The organism is Microbacterium pumilum (assembly GCF_039530225.1).
Taxonomy (GTDB): domain Bacteria; phylum Actinomycetota; class Actinomycetes; order Actinomycetales; family Microbacteriaceae; genus Microbacterium; species Microbacterium pumilum.
In genome coordinates this window covers 4,269,713-4,288,779 of the sequence record NZ_BAAAOH010000001.1, presented here as the reverse complement: position 1 = coordinate 4,288,779, position 19,067 = coordinate 4,269,713, and the positions used below count along the sequence as shown (strand labels likewise).

Sequence of the window (19,067 nt, the reverse complement as noted above, 5' to 3'; positions counted from 1 at the left end):
GTCGCACAAGCGCGTTCGTATCGCCGACGAACGGTGCTCTCGCGTGCGCACGATGACGCGCCGGGTTCCTTCCCGCGCACCCGGGCGACCCTCCGACCGCCTCGGACGCGATGTCGGCCGTCGCGCTTACCGTGTGAGCATGCGCATCCTGCACACCTCCGACTGGCACATCGGGCGGTCGTTCCACGGCCACGCCACGCTCGATGCGCTGCGCGGTGTGCTCTCGGACCTCGTCGCGCAAGTTCGCGAGCACGAGGTCGACGTCGTCATCGTCGCCGGCGACATCTTCGACTCGGCGGCGCCGGCATCCGCATGCTACACGCTGCTGACCGGGGTCTTGCGAGACCTGTCCGACGCCGGTGCGCGGGTCATCGTCACGAGCGGCAACCACGACTCGGCCGCGCGGCTCGGGTTCCAGTCCTCGCTGCTGCGCGAGGGCATCCACGTCGTGACCGACCCGCTCACTGTGGGCAGGCCGATCACGATCGCCGACGAGCACGGCCCCGTTCAGTTCTACGGGATCCCGTTCCTGGAGCCTGCGCTCGTCCGTCACCTGTGGGCGGATGCCGCGCCCCGCTCGCAGCGGCAGACCATCGACCACGCGATGGGCCTGGTCCGCGCCGACCTCACCGATCGCGGCGGCCGTTCCGTCGCCGTCGCGCACTGCTTCGCGCAAGGCGTCGATGCCACACCGGGCGTCGAGCGCGAGATCCGGCAGGGGAGCCTGGATGTCGTGCCACTGGCGTCATTCGATGGTCCCGACTACGTCGCCCTGGGCCATATCCACGGGCGTCAGACCCTGTCGGATCGCGTTCGGTACGCCGGCGCGCCGTTGCACTACAGCTTCGGAGAGGCGTCGAAGCCTCGTGGCTCGTGGCTGGTCGAGCTGGATGCCGGGGGACTCGCCTCCGTCCGCTGGCTCGACCTGCCCGTCCCGAGACGGCTCGCAACCATCCGCGGTCCGCTGGAAGAGCTGCTCATCGACCCGCAGTATGCGGATCTCGAGGTTGCCTGGGTGTGCGCGCAGTACACGGATGCCACCCCGCAGCTCGATCCGATGCGACGGGTGCAGGCACGATTCCCGTTCTGCGCCACCGTGATGCACACCCCCGAGGGAGCACGTGGCCCCGACGGCCTCACCTACGCCCGCCGGGTGGGTCAAGCCCGTTCCGATGCCGAGCTGGTCGACGCGTTCCTCTCGCATGTGCGCGACGGCGAAGGCGCGTCCGAACGCGAGGCCGCGGTCATCCACGATGTGATCGACGAGCGGTCGCTCGCAGAGGTCACGGCGTGAGGCTGCACCGACTCGAGCTGACCGGGTTCGGGCCGTTCCGCGAGCGGCAGGTCGTCGACTTCGACGCGTTCGCGGATGACGGCATCTTCCTGATCTCGGGTCGCACCGGCTCGGGCAAGTCGAGCGTGCTGGATGGCGTGTGCTTCGCGCTCTACGGCGGCGTTCCCCGCTACGACGGCGTGGAGAAGCGACTGCGAAGCGACTACTGCGCTCCGGATGAGCCTACGAGCGTGATGGTCGAGTTCACCGCCGGTGGCCGCCGGTGGCGAGTCACGCGGTCGCCCGAATACGACCGGCCCAAGCAGCGCGGCACCGGCATGACCACCGAACCGCACCGCGCCGAGCTCGACGAGCTGATCGACGGGCAGTGGATCGGGCGTGCCGCCCGGCCCGTCGACGTCGCGCGCGATCTGGACGAGATCCTGGGACTCAACCAGCAGCAGTTCCTGCAGGTCATCCTGCTGGCGCAGAACCGCTTCGCCGAGTTCCTGCACGCCAAGAACGACGAGCGACAGCGCCTGCTGCGCCGCTTGTTCGGCACCCGCACGTACGAGGACTATCAGACCGCTCTCGAACAGCGGCGGAAGGATGCCGAGCGCGACCTCGCCGTCGCCGGCGATGGAGTCGCGCTGCTCCTCGACGAGTCGGATCGCCTGATCGCGGCGCACGATCTCGCCGGTGAGGGTGCACCGCCGGCAGGATCGGAAGCCGGCCGGAATGGCGCGATGGACTTTCCGGCGCGACTCGCCGGCGCGGCGGTGGGTGTGCAACGGGCCGCGTACCGCGTCGAGACGCGCATGCGCGATCGGGATGCCGCTGACGCGGCGCATCGGGATGCCGAGGCATTCCATGCCGCTGCGCGAGCGCTGCGCGCACAGCAAGAGCTGCGCATGCGGTCGAGGGCTGCTCTCGCGGCGCTCGAGGTTCGGGCATCCCGCATCGATGCCGATCGAGCAGTGCTCGCACGAGCCGTCGCAGCCGAGGCGCTGCGGGCGCCGATCGAGGCCGCCGAGCGTGCGGCGGCCGAAGCGACCGCGGCGGATGACGCCCTCAGCCGCACTCGCCTCGCCTGGGCTGCCACCCCCGACTCCGTCGAGCTGCCGGAACCCGACGCGGCAGCGCTCGCCGACATGATCGAGCAGCTCACGGGCGATCTTGCCGTCTGGGGGGCGGCGGCCCTCCGCGAGCGGGACCTCGTACGTGCAGAGGCGGTGCTGGCCGAGGACCGCGCCCGTGTCGTCGAATGCGAGCGAGTCCTCGCCGAGCTCGACGAGCTGCGGGCGGCCTTCCCCGCTCGATTGGAAGCTCTCGATGCCGATCTCGCGGCCGCGCGCGACGCCGCCGGTGCGCGCGAGGTTGCCGGGGCCCAGCTGGCAGCGGCGGCAGGGCGGCTCACGGCGGCGCGCGAGGCATCACGGCTCGAGGGCCACGCGCGCAAAGCTGAAGCCGCGTACCTGTCGGCGAGCGGCGATCACGATCGCACCCGCGCCGCGGTCACGGCGCTGCTGCAGCGTCGTCTCGCCGGGCACGCCGGCGAACTCGCGGCAGCTCTCGTCGACGGCGAGCCCTGCGCGGTGTGCGGTGCCACCGAGCACCCGCTTCCAGCGCCCTCGACCAGCGAGCCCGTGTCGGACGGCGACATCGCCGCTGCCGAGAGCGCACGCGATGCGGCTGCCGCCGTCGAGGCGACGGCTTCCGGCGAAGCGCGCGTCGCCCGCGAGGCATACGCGGCCGCCGCTGCACGAGCCGGCGGCGAGCGAGAGGACGTGCTCGTGTTCGTGCACGCCCAGGCGGAATCCGCGTTCTCGGCTGCGATGGATGCGGAGGCGCGCCGCGACAGCCTGGCCGCCGAGCGCCAGGGACTCGTGCAGATCGAGGCAGAGGCGCTCACGGAGCGCGAGCGCCTCGTGGCGGAACTCGGCACCGTGCGCGAGCGTGTGGCGGCGGGCGCGTCGGACGTCGAATCGACCCGCCGCGCGGTCGATGAAGCTCGCGGCGGGTTCGAGTCGGTGCAGGCACGGATGATCGACGCGACAGAGCGCCGTGCGCTCGCGGTGTCGCTGGCTGACGCGTTGGCGGCGCTCGCCGGTGCGGCCGGAGCCGCCCGTCGCGCCATGACTGACCGCGATGCGCGGATCGCGGCATCCGATTTCGAGGAAGCGGCGGATGCCACCGCAGCGCTCCTCGACGCACCCGCGCGAGCCGAGCTCGACCGGCGGATCCGCGACCATGAGGGTGCCCTCCGGGCTGAGCGCGATCGCCTGCGCGATCTCGAACTCGAACTCGCCGGCGAGCCGGACGAGCTCGTCGACGTCGAGGCGGCTGCCGCACGGCATGCGGATGCGCGAGAACGGTGGAGCACCGCGGTCGATGCGGCGGCGAACGCGCGCGAGACCGCGACGCGGCTCGCTGATCTCGTCGCACGCGCCGAGCGAGCCCACTCGAGCATCGCCGGCCTCGCCGATGATCATGCGGTGGTCGCGCGGTTGGCGAACACGGTCGCCGGGCGCGCGCCGAACACTCATCGCATGACGCTCGAGTCATTCGTGCTCGCCGCCGAACTCGAAGAGATCGTCGAAGCGGCGAACCTGCGCCTCGAAGACATGTCCAGCGGCCGGTACCGGCTGCAGCACACCGACGCGCTCGCGGCTCGCGGCGCGGCCTCGGGCCTCGGCCTGCAGATCATGGACGCCCACACCGGACAGGCACGACCGGCGCAGTCGCTCTCGGGCGGCGAGACGTTCCTCGCATCGCTCTCGCTGGCGCTGGGGCTGGCCGAGGTCGTGACCGCCCGCGCCGGTGGGGTGCGGCTCGACACGCTGTTCATCGATGAGGGGTTTGGATCGCTCGACGACGACACGCTGGACCTCGCCATGCGCACGTTGGACGAGTTGCGCCAGGGTGGACGCACCGTCGGACTGATCAGCCATGTCGCGGCGATGAAAGAACAGCTGCCGGCGCAGCTGCTCGTCGAGGCGACGCCCCACGGGCCAAGTGTCATCCTGCAAGAGGCGGTGGTTCCGGCGTGACCGCCGCGAGCCGCGCGCGGACGCCGCGGATGGCGGATGCTTGGCTCCATGAATGAGTCGAATCGGACCTCCGGACCGCCGCGATGGCTTGTGCAGGGCACAGCGCCGTTCGCACGGGCGCTCTCCGGGCGACGCTGGTTTCCGCTGTGGGCGATCGTTCACCATCGAGGACGTCGGAGCGGCACACGCTACTCGACCCCGGTCGCCGTGGTTCCGACGGAGTCGCAAGAGCTGATCCTGATCGGGCTGCCCTGGGGGCGGAACACGAACTGGGCGAGGAACGTCGTGGCGGCAGGTAGCGCCACCCTGACGTGGAAGGGTCGAGAGCACCAGACCACGGCGCCGCGAGTGATCGAAGCCGCCGAGGCCGCGGCGCTTGCCAAGCCGTTCTTCCGAAACGTGATCCGCCGGTTTCCGGCCGCCATCGTGCTCCACCGCAGCTGACCCGAGGTTGATGCCATTGCCGCGCCCGATACACGGGTGTACCGTTCGCCCAAGGTCGGTTCTGGGAGCCGAATCGCCCGGAGGTCCTACATCCGGCCTCGTCCTACCGTGCGCTCCGCATCATCTCGTCAGGAGTTCTCCCATGCGAATGACCGTTCGGGTGCGCCGCATCCTCGCCTCCGTCGCCGCCGCTGTCTTCGTGATCGCCGGCGCGGCGACAGGGACTGCCGCGGCGAGTGCCGCCACCCCTGCTCTGCCCGCCGCATCCGTCGTTCGCATGGCGGCGCTCGGCGACTCCATCTCGCAGGCGCTCATGACCTGCAGCAGCCTCGTCGGCTGCCCCGTGAACAGCTGGTCGACCGGGTCGTCGACCGCCGTGAACTCGCATCTCCTGCGGCTCAGAGCTGCGGGGGCGACGTCGATCGTCGGATACAACGACGCCGTCAGCACCGCGAAGTCGGCCCTGCTGAACAGCCAGGCGCAGAAGGCGGTTTCGACTGCGCAGGCCGCGCAGTACGTGACGATCGAGATCGGCGCCAACGACGCCTGCACGAGGACGGTATCGGCGATGACGCCGACCGCGACCTTCAAGGCGAACGTCCAAGCCGCCCTCGCCACGCTCACCGCGAGCTCCAGTGCGCCGCAGATCTTCATCGCGAGCATCCCGAGCCTGCAGAGGCTGTACGAGGTCAACAAGTCGAACATCAGCGCCCGGTTGACGTGGGGTCTGCTGGGACTCTGCCAGTCGATGCTCGTCAACCCGACGAGCACGAAGGCAGCCGACGTTCAGCGCCGCGCGGCCGTGCAGACGCGCGTGAACGAGTACAACGCCGCACTCGTCCAACTGTGCGCGCCGATCGTGACCTGCCGGTACGACGGGGGAGTCGTGGCCGGCTACCAATTCGTGCGGTCCGACATCTCCACCCGCGACTACTTCCACCCCTCGATCAGCGGACAGGCGACGCTCGCAGCCAAGACCTGGCCGATGACGCAGTGGGTCGCCCAGCCGTAGCCACAGCCGTGGACCGCCCCGGCAGGGCGTGCGCTTAGGCTGGTTTCGTGAACAAGAGCACCGTCTGGACCGTCGTCGGCGTCATCGTGGCGATCGTGATCGCCTGGGTGCTCGTCAATGTGGTGTTCTCGCTGCTGTGGTTCATCGGCAAGCTCGTCGTCGTGCTGATCGTCGCGCCGATCGTGTTCGTCATCCTGCGCAGCGTGTTCGCGCGCAGCGACGATGACGCCTGACCTTCGCCTCAGACGCCGTACTCGACGCGGAATCGCTCGCGCAGCTGCGCACTGCATGCCTCGACCGTGGTACGCCAGTCGGTGAGCGCGTCGTCCTGGGCGCGGTCCGAGACGGACTTCAGCACCCGGATCGGGGTGTCGAACTGCGCCGCGACCCAGGCATACGCGTATGTCTCCATGTCGACGAGCCCGGCGCCGAGGGGGCGGATCACGGCAACGGCCTCGGCGTCGTCGACGAAATGGTCGCCAGTCGCGATCGTGACGCCGTCAATCGCGAACTCGACGCGCGGCGGCAACGACACGTGCTGGCCGACGATGCCGTCGATGTCGGTGACGTCGTGCTGGATCGCCGCGCTGACGTCGTAGACCTCCGCCTCGAGGCGAGGATCGATGGCGCCGGCGGTGCCCACCACCACGATCTCGTCGTATGCGGCGGCACCCAGAGCGCGAGTCAGGGCGTACGCGGCCTGGAGCTTGCCGGGCCCTGTCACGAGCCGGTCGAAGCCCGGAAGATCATCCGGAAAGGCGACGAGTTCGGCGTCGAGGGCCGCTACGAGAAGCTTCACCGGTCCATTGTCCCAGGGCGGATGTCTCGGGGGCTCACTCCCCGCAATCGAAGCGGCCCGAGCACTGCGCGGCGCCGGTCCCGCACCCATCGTGCGTGGCTCACGCGCAGCTGCTGGCGCGTGGTGAACCTGTAGCGGTACGAGACGGCCCGGATCCATGCGGGCCGTGCACCGTCGAACGGATCATGAGCGAGCAGCCGCAGCATCGAGGGGTCGGCTTGGAGCAGCTTCACCAGGAAGGCTGTGAACCAGTCGTCGAGTGAGCGGCCGAGCGGCAGGAACCACATGAGCCAGTCCAACCGCAGATGGTAGGGCGCGAACTGCCGCGGGATGCGGTTCAGCTCACCGGGCTTGCCCTTGAAACCGTACTCATGCCACGTGGCCGCATCCGGATTCTCATCCATGGTGGCTTCGACGACGATCTCGATCCGCTCCTTCGTGACTGTGCCGAAGGCGCCGTACGCATTCGCGAGCTGCCAGCGGTTGAAGCTCGCATTCATGAGCTGGCGGCGCGCGGCGAGATTGCGTGCCGGCCACCAGCTGAGCACAACGTAGAGGGCGCCGACCGCGCTCGTCACGATCAGCCAGGGCAGCGGGATGTCGTCGATCAGCCACGGCGGCGCTTCGACAGGCTCAGCGACCGGTCCCCGAGCCTGTGCAAGGGCGGGCAGTCCGATGGCCGACACCGCGAGCACGATCGTCGCCCAGTTCAGCCACGCGAAGTTGCCGGTGGCGACGAGCCACAGCTGGGTGGCGATGACGATGGCGGCGGCCACAGCTCCGACCATGGCCGGGACCGGCCCCGGCACCCAGAGCCCGAGAAGCGGAGCGAACAGGAACCACGGCACGACCAGCTGCGCGAAGTGGTTCCCCACCACCTCCAGCTTGTGGAACCAACGGGGAAGCAGGTGAGCCTGACGGCTGAGTGGACCGGGCATGGGCTGGGTCTCGTGGTGATAGGTGAGCGCGGTGAGATCGCGCCACTCCCGCCCGCCGCGGATCTTGATCATGCCGGCGCCGAACTCGAGCCGGAACACCAGCCACCAGAACAGCACGACGACGACGGTCGTCGGCGGCTGCGAATCGGAGCCGAGGAACGCCGCGAGGAATCCCGCCTCGAGCAGCAGCATCTCCCACCCGAACCCGTAGAAGGTCTGCCCGATGCTGACGATCGACATGTAGGCGAGCCACAGCGCGAGGAAGCACAGCATCGCGATCCACGGCGCGCCGAGCTGCGGGATGCCGAGCACGAGCGCCGCGCTGACCACGATGCCTGCCCAGCACAGCGTGACCAGGCGCCGGTCGGTGTACCGGATGTACCGGAACAGGGTGGGGCGCAGCCGCAGGCCCACTCGCTTCGTGGTCTGAGCCCAGTCCAGCAGCTCGCGAGCGGGCAGGAGTCCGTGCTCGCCGAGCAGCGGGCGGAACTGGTTGAGGGTCGAGGTGAAGGCGACGATGTAGAGCGCGGCGATGCCACGCTGCAGCACCTGTCTGGCGAACTCGAAGTCGACCGCCGCGAACCCGTCCATGTCGTGAGGCTCAGAAGAGGTCGGGAGGTTCCACGCACACGTCCGCCGTGTCGCGGAGCGCCTGTCGTGCCGCATACCAGCCGGCCATGCCGGTCACACCGGGACCAGGGGGTGTGGCCGCGGACGCGAGGTAGATGCCCCGAAGCGGGGTGCGCCACGGAGTCGGAGAGATCACCGGACGCCGGATCGCCTGCGTGAACGTGAATGCGCCGGCCAGGATGTCGCCCCCGATGTCCGAAGGATTGAACGCCTCGCGCTGCGCAGCGGTCATCGCACGCGATGCGAGGATGCGGTCGCGGAACCCTGGCGCGAACCGCTCCACCTGCCGGGTGATGTGCTCGGTCGCATCGAGCGTCGAATTCGCCGGCACGTGCATGTACGCCCACAGCACATGCCGACCCGCGGGCGCCCGCGTGGGGTCGAACACGGACGGCTGCACCGTCAGCACGTACGGATGATCGCTCACAGTCCCTCGCGCGACGGCGTTCTCGCTGGCCTCGACCTCGGCCCGCGTGCCGCCGAGGTGCACCGTGGGGGAGCGGGCGACATCCGGGTGAGCCCAGGGGATCGGTCCGTCGAGTGCGAAGTCGACCTTGGCGGCAGCGGGTCCGTATCGGTAGCGACGGACCGCCCGTGCATACGACGCCGGCAGGTCGGGGTGCGTGAGCATGAGCCGCGGCGAGGTGTCGAGCAGCAGCAGGTCGCCGGCATCCGGATCACCCCAGTCGAGGTCAGCCAGCGAGTTGACCCGATTCCCCGCCTCGGCTCCGCCGCCGTGCGAGCGGAGGTCATCGAGAAGGGCGTCCGCGATGCGCTGAGCGCCACCCCGCGGATACGCCCAGCCGTCCCCGGCGTGGGCGTGCGCGGCGAGGAACAGCCCGGAAGCCGCGCCGCCCACGGACGGCAATGGGGTGTTGGCATGAGCCAGCACACCGGTCAGCAGTGCGTCGGCCTCTTCTGTCGCGAAGGTCGACCGGCCGAGGCCTGAACCGAGCTGCAGTGCCCGCAGTCCGAACCGGAGCGTCGTGACGGGATGCCGCGGAACGCGGAGCAGCTGGGATCCGGTGAAGTCCACCAGCGATTGGAGATGGGTGCTCAGCGGACGGATGACGGCGCGCCAGGCACGGGCATCGCGGCCGAGGCCGTCGGCGGTCCGGTCGAGATCGCGCCACGCGATCGCCGCGCGTGCACCGTCCAGCGGCTGCGCGTAGGAGATCTCGGGTGAGATCCAGTCGATGCGCTCGCGGAGGCCGAAGGCGCGGAAGAAGGGCGAGCTCAGGGCTGCGGGATGAACCGCGGAGCCCACGTCGTGGAGGAAGCCCGGCAGAGTGAGCTCCGCCGACCGCACACCGCCCCCGAGCGTGTCCGCCGCCTCGATGACCCGGACGTCGTACCCCGCTCGGGCGAGCGCGACCGCCGCGACGAGCCCGTTGGGTCCGCTGCCGACGATCGTCGCCTGTCGTGCCATGGCCCCATCCTGCCACCGGGGTGCCGTCGACCTGCCCCTCTTCGTCGAGCCCGCAGGTTTCCGACACTTTCGGCCTTGACCCGGTCCTCGAGGACTCTGACACCATCCGCCCAGACCTTGGCCGCCCGGGTCCGGGAAACGCAGGATCCCCGCATCCGGAACCTGCGAAACCCGGACCGCCCCGAGCAGCGAGCGCGTGTCGGTGCGGGCCGGGTCCGGGTAACGCAGGATCCCCGCATCCGGAACCTGCGAAACCCGGACCGCCCCGAACAGCGAGCGCGTCGGAGCGGGCCGGGTCCGGGTAACGCAGGATCCCCGCATCCGGAACCTGCGAAACCCGGACCGCCCCGAACAGCGAGCGCGTGTCGGTGCGGGCCGGGTCCGGGTCCGGGAAACGCAGGATCCCCGCATCCGGCACCTGCGAACCCGGACCGCCCCGAACAGCGAGCGCATGTCGGTGCGGGCCGGTCCGGGTCCGGGTCCGGGTAACGCAGGATCCCCGCATCCGGAACCTGCGAAACCCGGACCGCCCCGAACAGCGAGCGCAAGTCGGAGCGGGCCGGGACGGGGTCCGGGAAACGCAGGATCCCCGCATCCGGAACCTGCGAAACCCGGACCGCCCCGAACAGCGAGCGCAAGTCGGTGCGTGCCGGGTCCAGGTAACGCAGGATCCCCGCATCCGGAACCTGCGAAACCCGGACCGCGGTCAGTCCTCGACGTGTTCGGGCAGAGCGGCCTTCAGCTCGGCGAGCCAGACCCGCGCATTCCCGTCGGAGGGTGCCCGCCAGTCGCCTCGCGGCGAGAGCGAACCCGCGGCCGCCACCTTCGGGCCGTTCGGAATCGCAGATCGCTTGAACTGGGCGAACGCGAAGTACCTGCGCAGGAAGACCTGCAGCCACTTCACGACCGTGGGCAGGTCGTACGAGTAGTGGTCGTCGTCGGGGAATCCAGGTGGCCATGCCCCGGCATCCTTGTCGGCCCAGGCGTGGGACGCGAGGTAGGCGATCTTCGAGGGGCGGTACCCGTAGCGCAGCACGTGGAAGAGAGCGAAGTCGTGCAGAGCGTACGGGCCGACGCGGTCCTCGGTCGACTCGGCTTGGCGGCCGTCCTGACCCGTCGGCACGAGCTCGGGAGTGATCTCGGTGTCGAGCACCGACTGCAGCACGGCCGCTTCCGCGTCGTCGACCCCCTCGCGGTGCGAGATCACCCACCGGATGACGTGCTGGATGAGGGTCTTGGGCACGCCGGAATTGACGGCGTAGTGGCTCATGTGGTCGCCCACGCCGTAGGTCGCCCAACCGAGTGCGAGCTCCGACAGGTCGGACGTGCCGATGACCATTCCGCCGTGCTGATTGGCCAGCCGGAAGAGGAAGTCGGTGCGGACACCCGCCTGCACGTTCTCGAAGGTTATGTCGTAGACAGGGTGTCCATCGCTGTACGGGTGCCCGATCCCCTCGAACAGCTGCGTCGCGGTAGGGCGGATGTCGATCGTCTCGATCGACGCGCCCACCGCCTCGGCGAGTGCGATCGCGTTGGATTTGGTGCGCTCGGTCGTCGCGAAGCCCGGCATCGTGTAGGCGAGGATGTCGCTCCGCGGTCGGCCCATGCGGTCCATGGCCCGAGCCACCACCAGCAGTGCGTGGGTGGAGTCGAGCCCGCCGCTCACGCCGATCACCGCCTTGGGCCGGCCGATCGCCTCCATGCGCTGGACCAGCCCCGACACCTGGATGTTGAACGCCTCGTAGCAGTCGAGCGCCAGTCGGTCGGGGTCGTCGGGCACGAACGGGAAGCGGTCGAGCGTGCGGCGCAGCCCGACGTCCCGCGCCGGCGGGTCGAGCTCGAAGTGCACGGTGCGGAACCGCGGGTCGTACGTGCGGCGGTTGTCGTCGAACGTCCCCTGGCGGAGGCGATCCTGGCGAAGGCGGTCGAGGTCGACATCCGCCACCGATCGGCGCGGGCCATCGGGGAAGCGCTCCGTTTCGGCGAGCAGCGCACCGCCTTCGTAGACCATCGTCTGCCCGTCCCACGAGAGGTCGTTCGTCGACTCGCCCATGCCCGCGGCGGCATACGCGTAGGCGGCGAGGCAGCGCAGCGACTGCGACTGGCAGAGGTCCTTGCGGTCCTCGGCGCGAGCGATCGTGATCGGGCTTCCACTCAGGTTCACCAGCACGGTGGCGCCGGCGAGTGCCGCTTGCGATGACGGCGGGATCGGCACCCATACGTCCTCGCACACCTCGGCGTGGACGACGAGACCCGCGACATCCAGAGCCTCGAAGATCAGGTCGGGACCGAACGGCGCTTCCAGATCGCCGACCCGGATGTCGCGTCCGCCCTGGTCGTCGCCCGGGGCGTACCAGCGCCGCTCGTAGAACTCGCGGTAGGTCGGGAGGTACGACTTGGGTGCGACGCCCAGCAGTTCACCCCGATGGATCACGACCGCGCAGTTGTAGATGCGGTTGCCGTTGCGCAGCGGGGCGCCGACGACGAGCAGCGGGAAGAGATCGGCGGATGCCACGACCAGCCGTCCGATGGCGATCTCGACGGCGTCGAGGACGGCATCCTGCATCACCAGATCATCGATCGAATAGCCCGTCAGGCAGAGCTCTGGGAAGACCGCGACGGCGACGGCATCATCGGAGCACTCCTGCGCTGTCGTGAGCACGGCGTCGACGTTGGCGACCGGGTCGGCGATGGCGATCGGTATGGTGCACGCCGCGATGCGTGCGAATCCGTGCCGGTATGCGCTCTCGAAGGGGAGGGCTGTGCTCATCGTCTCAGTCTGGCAGGTGGATGTCGGTCCGGGGAGGGCGATCGCGGCCCGCCCGCGGGTGGCGGCGTGCACCGGCGGTGTCGCACGTCGTGGGTAGTGTCGTGCAGGAAGGGGAGGCATGCGCTACATACCTGAAGACGGCCGGATCGTGTGGAGTGCGAGCGACCTCAAAGCCGCAGCAGAGTGCGAGTTCGCCTGGTTGCGCGCGATCGACGCCCGGCTCGATCGCGTTCCCGCGGTCGAAGATCCGGAGGATCTCACGCTGGAGCGCGCGGGCCGACTCGGGATGGCGCACGAGCGGCGCGTGCTCGCCGAGTACCTGGAGCGGTACGGCGAAGGCGTCGTCCAGATTCCTGAGGTGAGGTCGTCGGATGCCGCAGGGCTGGCCGATGCGGTGGAGCGCACCGCTGCGGCGCTCGCGTCCGATGCGGATGTGATCTACCAGGCCGCGTTCTCGACTCGTGATTTCGTCGGCTTCGCCGACTTCCTCGTCAGGGATGAAGACGGGCGCTGGATCGTGCAGGACACGAAGCTCGCACGGCACGCCCGCGTCACCGCGCTGATGCAGCTCGCGGCATACGTCGACCAGCTCGATCGGCTCGGCGCTGAGCGTTCACAGCGCGTCGAACTCCTCCTCGGCGACGGCAGCGTCAGTGCGCATGCCGTCGATGACCTCCTTCCGGTGTTCCGCCTGCGTCGTGAGCGACTCGCCGCACTCATCGCCGATCGTCGGCTCGACCTCGGCTCCGGCGGCGCGGCCATCGCGTGGGGCGATCCGCGCGGCGAGCTCGACGTGATCGCGTGCGGGCGCTGCGCCACATGCGACGCCGAGGTCGTCGCGTCCCGAGACCTCCTGCTGGTGGCCGGGATGCGGCCGGTGCAGCGTGAGCGCCTGCGGGGTGCGGGCATCCACACGATCGATTCGCTGGCAGCGACCGAGATCGGGCCGGCGGGAATGAATCCCGACACGTTCGTCATGCTGCGCACGCAGGCACGCCTGCAGCTCGAGAGCCCAGCCGGAACGCCGGCACTCTTCCCCGCTCACCACGACGGCGACGAGGGCGCGCCCGTGAGAGAGGCGCCCGTACCCACGTACGAAGTCGTCGCACCGACGACGCTCATGGCGCTGCCGCGTCCCGACCGGGGCGACATGTTCTTCGACTTCGAGGGCGACCCGCTCCACACCGAGCCTGTGCCGACAGTGCTCGACGGCACGGCGCAATGGGGGATCGACTACCTGTTCGGCTGGGTCGACGACCGCGAGCAGTACACCGCGCTGTGGGCGCACACGTTCGCCGACGAGAAGCGGGCGCTCGAGAGCTTCCTCGACATCGTGAATCTCAGACGCCTGCAGTTCCCCGGCATGCACATCTACCACTACGCGCCGTACGAGCCGTCGCATCTGCTGGCGATGGCCGCCCGGCACGGCGTGCGCGAGGCCGACGTCGATCGGCTGCTGCGCGACGGGGTGTTCGTCGACCTGTACCCGATCGTCCGGCGGGCACTGCGGGTGGGATCACGCTCCTACTCGATCAAGAAGCTCGAGCCGCTGTACATGGGCGCCGAGGTGCGCACCAGCGACGTGCAGAAGGGTGACGACTCCATCGTCCGGTATGTGGAAGCGCGGGCTCTCGCCGAGGACGGCCGCGCCGACGAGGCGCGGGGCATCCTCGACGACCTCGCCGACTACAACCGGTACGACTGCGTCTCGACCCGCCGCCTTCGCGACTGGCTCGTCGATCGTGCGCGCGACGCGGGTCTGCGTCCGTCGCCGAATCCCGAACCCGGCGAGGGCGCATACGAGCCGTCGGTGCGCGCGCTCACCCTCGAGTCGCTGGCCTTGGCGCACCCCGCGGATTCGGCCGATGCCCAGTCGCTGCGACTGGGCGCCGCCGCGATCGACTACTACCCGAGAGAGGCGAAGAGCTTCTGGGCCACGCACTTCCTGCGGCTGCGCGAGCCGGTATCGCTGTGGGAAGAGACGCGCGATGTCGTGGCTCTCGACTCGCAGCGATGCGTCGTGGTCGAGGACTGGCGCCGCGCCGAGGGCAACCGCAGCGAGAGCCGCATTCTCGAGCTGCGGGGCGAGCTGGCGCCGGGCACGCGACTGAGCGAAGGCTCTGACCCCTTCGCGCTGTACGACCTGCCGGTGACCTTTCCATTCGACGCATCGCCCCGCTGGATCCATGCCCACCATCAGGTCCAGGTCCTCGAGGTGCTCGACGACGGCGCGCTCATCGAGGAGCGCGCGATCCAGGGCGAGACCTGGGATGAGCTGCCCATCGCGCTGACCCCGCCGTCGCCTCCTCGGGCGCTCAACCAGCAGGTCGCCATCGACGCCTGGGCCGATGCGGCCATAGCCGAGGCCCCGGGTCTGCCCGAAGATCCGGCAACCGATATCCTGCGCCGCCGGCCGCCGCGCACGCTCTCAGGCGCACTGCCGGCATCCACCGGCGACGACGTCGACGCGATCGTCAATGCGGTCGTCGACCTCGACCGCAGCTACCTCGCCGTGCAAGGACCCCCGGGCACGGGCAAGACGTACGTCGGGTCCCACGTGATCGCCCGACTCATCCGAGAGCGGGCGTACAAGGTCGGCATCGTGGCTCAGTCGCACGCCGTTGTCGAGAACATGCTCGACCGCATCGTCGCGTCGGGGGTCCCACGCGAACTGGTGGCGAAGGCGCCGAAGTCGGCCGCCGCCGACCTCTCGTTCACAGCCATCACCAAGAACGGCATGGCGGAGTTCACCGCCGAGCATGCCGACTCAGGCTTCGTGGTCGGCGGCACGGCGTGGGACTTCAGCCACGAGGGCCGGATTCCGCGCGGCAGCCTTGACCTTCTCGTGATCGATGAGGCGGGTCAGTTCTCGCTCGCCTCGACGATTGCGGTATCGCTCGCGTCACCGCGGCTGCTGCTTCTCGGCGATCCGCAGCAGCTCCCGCAGGTGAGCCAGGGCACCCACCCCGAGCCCGTCGACACGTCGGCCCTCGGCTGGGTGATGGACGGGGCCGACGTCATCCCGCTGGATTTCGGCTATTTCCTGGCTCGCACGTGGCGCATGCACCCCGCAGTCGCCGAGCCGGTGTCGCGGCTGTCGTACGAGGGCGAGCTCGCGGCTCACCCGTCGACCGCCCTGCGCGCACTCGAGGGAGTCGCGCCCGGTGTGCACGCGATCGCGGTTCGCCATCACGGCAACGCGACACAGTCCGCCGAAGAGGCCGCCGTCGTGGTCGAGGTCGTCCGCGACGTCATCGGCCGTGCGTGGTCCGACATCTCGATCGGTGACGACGGCGAGACCACGCGAGTTCCGGCGCGTCCGCTCGGGCAGCGCGATCTCATCGTGGTGACGCCGTACAACGCCCAGCAGGTGACGGTCGAAGCGGCCCTCGCGGCCGCCGGATTCCCCGACGTGCCGGTCGGCACCGTCGACAAGTTCCAGGGCCAGGAGGCGGCGGTCGCGATCGTGTCGCTCGCAGCGTCGTCGGGACGCGACGCGCCGCGCGGGCTCGAATTCCTGCTGCTGCGCAACCGGCTCAACGTCGCGATCTCGCGGGCGAAGCACACCGCCTACCTCGTGCATTCGCCTGGGCTCCTCGACGACCTGCCGCGCACGCCCGAGGGCGTCGCGCGTCTGAGCGGATTCGCTCGTCTCGTCGGGCGTGGCTGATCGCCGCAGCGCCCCTAGCGCCCCCGCAACCGCGTTCGGCCCGCGTAGACTCGCGGCACGGTCGACCCAGGAGGTGCCGCATGCCCGAGGAGCCGCCCCGGCAGTTCGAGATCGATCTGCCGCCTGACCTCATCGGTGGCGCATACGCAGACTTCGCCAACGTGTGGCACACGCCCAATGTGTTCGTGATGGACTTTCTGACGCTCGCTCAGCCGCCGAGAGAGCAGGTGGATGCCGAGACCGGCGAGGTGCACACGGTCGTCCCCGCGCGGGTCGTGAGCCGCATCCGCATTCCGCCGGAGCAGGTCTTCGAGCTTGCCAAAGCCCTCACGCAACAGCTCGAATTCTGGGAGCAGGAGACCGGGCGCCGCGCCCCGATCGATCCGCTGCTGCCCGATTGATGGTGCCGGCGCGCTAGACAAAGCAGAGCGCAGTGTCAACCCCGTTGGGCTCTTCTCGCTCGCAACGTAACCTTACGGAGCGTCTTACAGGCGCGGGGTGGTATCCGTTCGGCGAGGGGCGGATGCCGCCCCTCCTGTAAGGCGCCACCTCCGCGTCAGGTCACCCGACTCACGTTCGCGTATCAGCGCGCGCGCCCTTCCCTCTCTCACGGGGAAGGGAAGTGCGACATGACCGCCATCGAGAACGACGCGTCCGGCGAGACGGACCCCGAAGCCTTCGCTGTGCGTTCGCGCCGGCGCGGCATCCTGTTCTGGATCGTCCGCTACCTTCCCGCCGAGATCGTCGGCACCGCGGCCATGATCGTCGCCGGCCTCGCGGTGACCATCTGGACCGACAACCCCGCGGTCGTCGCGATCGCGGGACTCCTGGGTGAGATCGTCGGCTTCTACGCGGTGCTCGCCGTGACGATCTACGCCGAGCAGGCGCAGGTGTCACCGACGCGCCGGTCGGCCATCGGCCGCAGCGGCATGCTGCTGGTCGCCGAGTTCGGCGCGGCCGAGCTGCTCGACACTCTGCTGATCCGGCCCGCCGCGATGATGCTCGGCGTCTGGCTGCTGCCCGACCCGGTGTGGGGACTGCTCGCCGGCAAGATCGTCGCCGACATCGTGTTCTACGCGATCGCCGCCGGCGCGTTCACCCTCACCGACAAGGCCGGGCTGCGCGACGGCCGCAAGAGCGAGGAGCGTGCGACATGACCGATGCGACACCGCGCGCCGACCTGCGATCCCTGCGCTCCCTGCTCGGCCTGCGCAAGGCCGAGACCTCCGCGCTCCTCGCGACCGATGCGGCACGGGCGGCCATCGCGGTCCATGGCACACCGCTGCTGCTGCTCGACCCCGAACGGGTGAGGCGTCAGTACCGACGGCTGCGCAACGCTCTCCCGTTCGTCCGATTCCACTACGCGGTCAAGGCGCTGTCGCACGACGCCGTCGTCAATGTCCTCGCCGACGCCGGCTGTGGTTTCGACGTGGCAACCGGCGACGAGCTCGCCCTGGTCCTGGGCCGCGGAGTCGACGCGGGCCGCGTCATCCACACCCACCCCGTCAAGAAGGCTTCGGAGATCGAAGAAGCCATCGCCGCCGGAGTGCGCACATTCGTGGTCGACAACGACACCGAGCTCGACAAGTTCGTGAACGCACCGTCCGACGTCCGCATCCTGGTGCGCCTGGCGTATCGGAGCCCGCACGCCAAGAGTGATCTGTCGAGCAAGTTCGGCGTGGGGGCGTTCGAGGCGGCTCATCTGGTCGAGCGCGGCCTGCGGCGCGGCATCCGGATCGCGGGTTTCAGCTTCCACGTCGGCAGCCAGCTCGACGACCCGCAGCGTTTCGCGGATGCGACCGCCGAGACTCTCGCACTCATGGCCGAACTCGAGAAGCGGTTGGGCGTACGGTTCGACATCCTCGACATCGGGGGAGGCTTTCCGGTTTCGTACGAATCGCCGGTCGCCACGGTCGAGCAGGTCGCCGCCGCGCTGCGTCCCGTGCTCGAGCCGCATGCCCGGCGTCTCGACATCATCGCCGAGCCCGGCCGTGTCCTCGTCGCCGAGGCGATGACCCTCGTGACGAGCGTGGTCGGCGTCGCGGAGCGTGCCGACGGTCGGTGGTATTACCTCGACGACGGGCTGTACGGCTCATATTCGAACGTGCTCACCGAGAACGTGCATCCGCTCGTGTTCGCCGAGCGAGACCTGCGCGGTCGCGACACGGATTCCGACAGTCACCGCTGGGCGACGCTGGGCGGCCCCACATGCGACTCCACGGATGTGGTCGCCCGCGAGGCGCTGCTTCCCGAACTCGTCGTGGGTGATCTCGTGGTGAGCCCGGTCATGGGCGCGTACACGACGGTGACTGCCACGCGCTTCAACGGCCGCCCGCTTACACCTGTCGCTGTCGTGGGTCACGGCATGACGACCGGCGAGGTCGCCGCAGTGCCCGCGGGGGCGGTTCGTCAGACCGTGCCGTAAAGCCGGTCACCGGCGTCGCCGAGTCCGGGCACGATATAGCCCTTCTCGTTGAGCCGCTCGTCGAGAGCGCCGAGCACGAGCGTGACGTCGCGGTCGGCCACCTGCTCGTCGATCGCGGCCACGCCCTCGGGCGCGCCGAGCAGGCAGATCGCCGTGACGTCCTGGGCTCCGCGCTTGAAGAGGAACTCGATGGCCGCGCCGAGCGAGCCGCCGGTCGCCAGCATCGGATCGAGGATGAAGCACTGCCGGTCGCTCAGATCGTCGGGCAGCCGCTCGGCATAAGTCGACGGCTCGAGAGTCTCCTCGTTGCGAACCATCCCGAGGAACCCGACTTCGGCGGTCGGGATGAGCTTCACCATGCCCTCGAGCATCCCGAGCCCGGCGCGCAGGATCGGCACGACGAGGGGCCGCGGCTCGCTGATCTTGAGCCCGGTGGTCGCCGTGACGGGCGTTCGGATGTCGACGGGTTCGACGCGGACGTTTCGCGTCGCCTCGTACGCGAGCAGCGTCACGAGCTCCTCGGTCAATTGCCGGAACACGGGCGACGGCGTGCGTTCGTCGCGGAGCACGGTGAGCTTGTGGGTGATGAGTGGATGATCGGCGACGTGCAGGCGCATACGCACAGGT

At 69.7% G+C, this 19,067-nt stretch carries 14 protein-coding genes; 9 read left to right on the top strand and 5 right to left on the bottom strand.

What is annotated here, in order from left to right:
- Window positions 1–139 precede the first annotated feature (139 nt).
- The 5 genes from ABD188_RS19360 (at window position 140) to ABD188_RS19340 (ending at window position 6,012) form a co-directional block, all read left to right on the top strand.
- Window positions 140–1,294 carry an exonuclease SbcCD subunit D gene (locus ABD188_RS19360; RefSeq protein ID WP_344066292.1) on the top strand — a complete coding sequence of 385 codons (1,155 nt, stop codon included), beginning with the start codon at window positions 140–142 and terminating at the stop codon, window positions 1,292–1,294.
- On the top strand, window positions 1,291–4,323 hold the full coding sequence (locus ABD188_RS19355) for an AAA family ATPase (protein ID WP_344066290.1): 3,033 nt from the start codon (window positions 1,291–1,293) through the stop codon (window positions 4,321–4,323). Before ABD188_RS19360 ends, ABD188_RS19355 begins: the two co-directional genes overlap by 4 nt.
- A 48-nt stretch (window positions 4,324–4,371) precedes the next feature.
- Window positions 4,372–4,767: a nitroreductase family deazaflavin-dependent oxidoreductase gene (locus ABD188_RS19350; protein WP_344066287.1), complete on the top strand. Its 396-nt coding sequence runs from the start codon at window positions 4,372–4,374 to the stop codon at window positions 4,765–4,767.
- A gap of 142 nt (window positions 4,768–4,909) precedes the next feature.
- Complete coding sequence (locus ABD188_RS19345) at window positions 4,910–5,779, top strand: GDSL-type esterase/lipase family protein (protein ID WP_344066284.1); 870 nt, start codon at window positions 4,910–4,912, stop codon at window positions 5,777–5,779.
- Window positions 5,780–5,826: 47 nt separating this feature from the next.
- Window positions 5,827–6,012 carry a hypothetical protein gene (locus ABD188_RS19340; RefSeq protein ID WP_344066282.1) on the top strand — a complete coding sequence of 62 codons (186 nt, stop codon included), beginning with the start codon at window positions 5,827–5,829 and terminating at the stop codon, window positions 6,010–6,012.
- Window positions 6,013–6,020: 8 nt separating this feature from the next.
- Here ABD188_RS19340 and ABD188_RS19335 read toward each other — a convergent pair whose 3' ends face one another.
- The 4 genes from ABD188_RS19335 to ABD188_RS19320 form a co-directional block, all read right to left on the bottom strand.
- Entirely contained in the window at window positions 6,021–6,578 is a 558-nt protein-coding gene (locus tag ABD188_RS19335; RefSeq protein WP_344066279.1) for a phosphorylase family protein, read from the bottom strand.
- A complete protein-coding gene (locus ABD188_RS19330; protein ID WP_344066277.1) occupies window positions 6,575–8,107 on the bottom strand; it encodes a lipase maturation factor family protein in 1,533 nt (510 codons plus the stop codon). Before ABD188_RS19330 ends, ABD188_RS19335 begins: the two co-directional genes overlap by 4 nt.
- Window positions 8,108–8,117: 10 nt before the next feature.
- Window positions 8,118–9,575 carry a phytoene desaturase family protein gene (locus tag ABD188_RS19325; RefSeq protein WP_344066274.1) on the bottom strand — a complete coding sequence of 486 codons (1,458 nt, stop codon included), beginning with the start codon at window positions 9,573–9,575 and terminating at the stop codon, window positions 8,118–8,120.
- Between the two features lie 706 nt (window positions 9,576–10,281).
- Window positions 10,282–12,345 carry an NAD(+) synthase gene (locus tag ABD188_RS19320; protein WP_344066269.1) on the bottom strand — a complete coding sequence of 688 codons (2,064 nt, stop codon included), beginning with the start codon at window positions 12,343–12,345 and terminating at the stop codon, window positions 10,282–10,284.
- 118 nt (window positions 12,346–12,463) lie between these two features.
- Between ABD188_RS19320 and ABD188_RS19315 the strand changes: the two genes are divergently transcribed.
- From ABD188_RS19315 to ABD188_RS19300, 4 genes are all read left to right on the top strand, one after another.
- Window positions 12,464–16,015 carry a TM0106 family RecB-like putative nuclease gene (locus ABD188_RS19315; protein WP_344066266.1) on the top strand — a complete coding sequence of 1,184 codons (3,552 nt, stop codon included), beginning with the start codon at window positions 12,464–12,466 and terminating at the stop codon, window positions 16,013–16,015.
- An 80-nt stretch (window positions 16,016–16,095) separates the two neighbouring features.
- Window positions 16,096–16,416: a DUF3467 domain-containing protein gene (locus ABD188_RS19310; RefSeq protein WP_344066263.1), complete on the top strand. Its 321-nt coding sequence runs from the start codon at window positions 16,096–16,098 to the stop codon at window positions 16,414–16,416.
- A gap of 228 nt (window positions 16,417–16,644) precedes the next feature.
- Window positions 16,645–17,172: a hypothetical protein gene (locus tag ABD188_RS19305; protein ID WP_344066260.1), complete on the top strand. Its 528-nt coding sequence runs from the start codon at window positions 16,645–16,647 to the stop codon at window positions 17,170–17,172.
- Entirely contained in the window at window positions 17,169–18,440 is a 1,272-nt protein-coding gene (locus ABD188_RS19300) for a type III PLP-dependent enzyme (protein ID WP_344066257.1), read from the top strand. Before ABD188_RS19305 ends, ABD188_RS19300 begins: the two co-directional genes overlap by 4 nt.
- Here the strand turns inward: ABD188_RS19300 and upp are convergent.
- On the bottom strand, window positions 18,425–19,057 hold the full coding sequence (gene upp, locus ABD188_RS19295) for a uracil phosphoribosyltransferase (protein ID WP_344066254.1): 633 nt from the start codon (window positions 19,055–19,057) through the stop codon (window positions 18,425–18,427). The two genes, ABD188_RS19300 and upp, sit on opposite strands and share 16 nt — an antisense overlap.
- Window positions 19,058–19,067 lie beyond the last annotated feature (10 nt).